Annotated in this window: 1 protein-coding gene; it reads right to left on the bottom strand. The window is 67.4% G+C overall.

Annotated elements, in window-relative coordinates:
- Positions 1–515 precede the first annotated feature (515 nt).
- The gene (locus VGX25_RS34730; RefSeq protein WP_326922225.1) at positions 516–3686 is read right to left on the bottom strand and encodes an AfsR/SARP family transcriptional regulator; all 3171 of its coding nucleotides are present in this window, start codon (positions 3684–3686) and stop codon (positions 516–518) included.
- Positions 3687–4052 lie beyond the last annotated feature (366 nt).

The raw sequence follows: 4052 nt of genomic DNA, 5'->3' as shown, positions 1-4052 counted from the left end.
GCTGACTCGGTCGCCCCTCGGGGCCGCGTTCACCACCGCGAGCACCTTGCTCGGGGTCACGCGACTGGGGTTCCCCGGCCAACTCATCGAAGTAGACCTCACCGCGGCGCTGCCGGCATGACGGTGCACTCTCGACCAACGCCACGCGACGCCATGCCACTGAGCATCCGGTAATGCCGCATACCGCGCGGTTTGGTGGCGACCGGGACGGGTCCGGTATCTGGCCTGGAGGCGCGGTAGGCCGGTGCTTGGTCCGTGCCGGAGTTGGGGCGAACGGCCTGCCGCCGCGTCGGCGTTCGCCGCTTGGACGGTGCCGTGGGATGTCGCTCCGGAGGCGGGGGCGCGGGTTCGAATCCCGTCGGGGCTACTGACGTTGACCAGCCCGTTTCTGCCGCCGCCACGACGATCGTTGCGAGGTTGGTAGTGAGTCCACCAGAGCGGGCGAGCGATCGGCGCCGTCGGTGAGCTGGTGCGGGGACGCGATCCTGACGCCGATGTAGACGTGTGGGTGTTGGTCAGGGCTGATCGAGGGCGGTGAGGTGGGCTCGGGCGGCGTCGGCGTCGGGGACGTCCAGGTCGGCATAGAGAGCCAGCGCTTGCAGCAGGTAGCGGCGGGTTTGGGTGTGGTTGCCGGTGGCGTGGTGGTGGCGGGCGAGGCCGTGGTAGGCGCGGGCTTGTTCGTAGAGGTCGCCGAGTTCGGTGGCCAGGGTGAGGGCTGCGGTGTGGTGGGTGCGTGCCTGGTCGAGGTGTCCGTCCGCCTGGTTGGCCTCCGCGAGGTGGTTGAGCATGCGGGGTTCGCTGGCGCGGTCGTTGATCTCGTGGCAGATGGCGATGGCCTGCTCGTGGTGCTCGGTCGCCTGCCCGTAGCGGCCCTGCCGGCACAGGGCGACGCCGAGATCATCTCGAGCCAGGGCTTCGCCGAGCCGGAATCCGATCTCACGGCAGATGGTGAGCGCTTGCTGGTGGTGCTCGGTGGCTTGCCCGTAGCGGCCCTGCCGGCAGTGGACGACACCCACGTTGTTCAGTGCGACAGCTTCGATGTTCCGGTCGATGATCTCCCGGGCGATGGTGAGCGCTTGCTGGTGGTGCTCGGTCGCCAGCCCGTAGCGGCCCTGTCCGCAGTGGACGGCACCCACGTTGTTCAGTGCGAAGGCTTCACCGAGCTGAAACCCGATCGCACGGGCGATCGCGACGGCGTGTTGGAAGCGCTCTGTGGCTCGTTCGTACTGGCACTGCTGCCAGTGAATGAGCCCGAGGTGGTTCAGCGCGGTGGCTTCGCCGACTCGAATGTCGTTGTCGCGGGAGATCGTCAGGGCGCGTCGGTAGTTCTCGGTCGCCGCCGGGTATTGCCCTTGTCTCCATTGGACGAGGCCGAGATAGTTCAGCGCGAGGACTTCACCGACACAGTTACCGGTGTCGCGGGCGATCACAATGGCCTGTCGGAGGTGGTCTGTGGCCTGCTGGTAACAGCCCTGCACCCATTGGTTGATGCCGATGTAGGTTAGCGCAAACGCTTCGGTGGCTTGATCCCCGGTGTACTGAGCGGCTTGCAGGGCGTGCGCGTAGATACGGCCCGGATAGGCGTCTCCGAGTTCGGCGTAGCGCACGAGCAGCATGTTGGCCAGACGGTGGACGTAGGCGTGCCAGCCGTACGCCGCGCTGTGGGCGATGGTCGTGGTGAGATTCGCCCGTTCGATGTCGAACCAGGCTTCGGCCGTCGTGAGGTCGGTGACCGATGACGTAGTCGTGGCTGATGCCGCGATGTGGGGTGAGTGTTCGTCGTGGGGATGCAGAATGTGCAGCGCAGCGGCGGTGGTGTGCAGGTAGTGGTTGAACACCCGGACGAGCGCACGGCCCTGATCATCCTGCGGGTCATATGTGGCAGCGAGACTCACGGCGTAGGCTCGCAGGAGGTCGTGACACGTATACCGGCCGGGGACGTACTGGGTGAGCAGGCGCGCTCGGATCAGCTCGCCCAGCGCTTCTCGGGCCTGGGCCAGATCCAGGTCGGCGAGCCGGGCGGCGGCCGGGAGGGCGATGTCGGGACCCGGATGGAGGCCGAAGAGACGGAACATCCGGGCGGCCGGAGCGCTGAGGTGGTTGTAGGACCAGGAGAACACGGCACGCATGCTGGTGGTGGCCTCCCCGGTGTCCAACCCCGCCAACCGGGTGGGTACATCGGAGAGTTCTTTGGCCAACACCCGCAGGCTCAAGCCGGGGTGGGTATTGGCCCGCGCGGCCACGATCGCCAGGGCCAGTGGCAGCCGGGAGCAGTGTTCGATCAGCTCGGTGACTGCGTCGGGTTCGGCGCGGACGCGGTCGTGTCCGAGGTGGCGGGTCAGCAGTGCGCGCGCCTCCCGCGGTGTGAGCAGGTCCAGCGTGAGGGTGCGGGCTCCTTCCCGGACACTGAGGTCGGCGAGCTGGTTGCGGCTGGTGACCACGACCAAGCAGGCGGGGCTGGCCGGCAGCAGCGACCGCACCTGCTCGGCATCGCGGGCGTTGTCCAGAACCACCAGCAGGCGACGATCCGCCGCGAGACTGCGATACAAACCTGCCTGGGCATCCAGCGTGGTCGGAATGCCCTCGGAAGGCACACCGAGGGCGTGCAGGAACCCGCGCAACGCCTCGGCAGAAGACACGGGAGTGTTGGTGGGGTCAAAGCCGCGCAGGTTCACGTACAACTGTCCGTCGGGGAACCGTTCCGCGACCCGGTGGGCCCAATGCAGCGCCAGCGCGGTCTTACCGACCCCGGCGGTGCCATCGATCGCGGTGATCACCACCGTTCCGCCGCGGTCGTGGGTGGACTCGTCGAGAAAGGTGGTGAGCTGATCGAGCTCGGCCGCGCGACCGGCGAACCGCGACGTGTGGGCGGGCAGCTGCCGCGGTACCGGTGGCGGGAGTACCGGCTCCATGCCCGGGGAGCCGTCCCGGTCCGGCGCCAGCAGTTCGCCCCGCAGGATCGCAGCGTGCAAAGCGCGGAGTTCGGGGCCGGGATCGGTGCCGAGCTCGTCGGCGAGCCGATCGCGGATGACGGCGTAACGCTCGATGGCCTCCGCGTCCCGACCGGCCGTGTGCAGAGCGCGCATGAGCAGGCCTTCCAGCGGCTCCGCCAGCGGATATTCCACGATGAGGTCGGGGACAATGCTGATCACCCCGTTGGCGCGACCGAGCTTGAGCTCGAGCTCGCCCCACTGCACCGCAGCGTCCAGCCGCCGCCGATGCCAGCTGCCCCGAATCTGATCGGCCCAGTCACCGGATATTCCGGCCAGCGGCGATCCCCGCCACAGGATCAACGCCTCGGTCAACGCGGACGCCCGATCCTCGTCGGCATTGCGCAGGTTTGTACCTTGCTCGGCCAACCGCGTAAACCGGCGCAGGTCCACTGCATCTGGGTCAACGTCCAGAACGTAGCCGGCGCTGCGGCGGTCGATCCGCGCCACCGCGTCGGACAGACCGGTGGCGTGCCGCAGCAGCTGACGGATGCGGCTCAGATGCGAATACAGCACATTACGCGCCTCGACCGGCGGCGTGTCACCCCAAACCCGATCGATGAGAGTCTCGATGGCCACCGGCCGTCCCACATCCACCGCCAACGCGGCAAGCACGGCTTGCTGCCGCGGCGATCCGACATCGAGTAACTGGCCTGCACACTCCAGTTGCACACCACCGAACAGCCGGAATTCCATAGCGCGCCCCGATGATCGACAGGAGCTGGCAGCAAACCATACCGATGCTCCCCGCACCGCAAGATCACTGCAAGACCGGCCAGCAGCGAGACGAACGACGGCCAACCATCGCCGTATCCACCCTAGATCACGAACGTCGTCGCCCATGTCTCGCTCATCGGCGCGATCTTGAGATGCGGGGAACGTACGCTCATGCCGATGATCGTGCGTCACGGTTTCAAACTTGGGTGCGCTCCACTGGGCCGTTGAACCATGCTTGGCCGCATGACGGCGAAGATCACTCGCATTAACCCTGATCAACTGCATGCGCCGCCGGGTTACCACCACGTCACGGTCGTGGAGGCCGGGCGGACCGCCTTTGTGGCC

Origin of the sequence: Actinophytocola sp. (assembly GCF_035942955.1) — a bacterium.
In the GTDB taxonomy this organism is placed as follows: domain Bacteria; phylum Actinomycetota; class Actinomycetes; order Mycobacteriales; family Pseudonocardiaceae; genus DASYTH01.
Note: the sequence above shows the minus strand (reverse complement) of the source record. Positions and strands in the feature narration are given on the sequence as shown.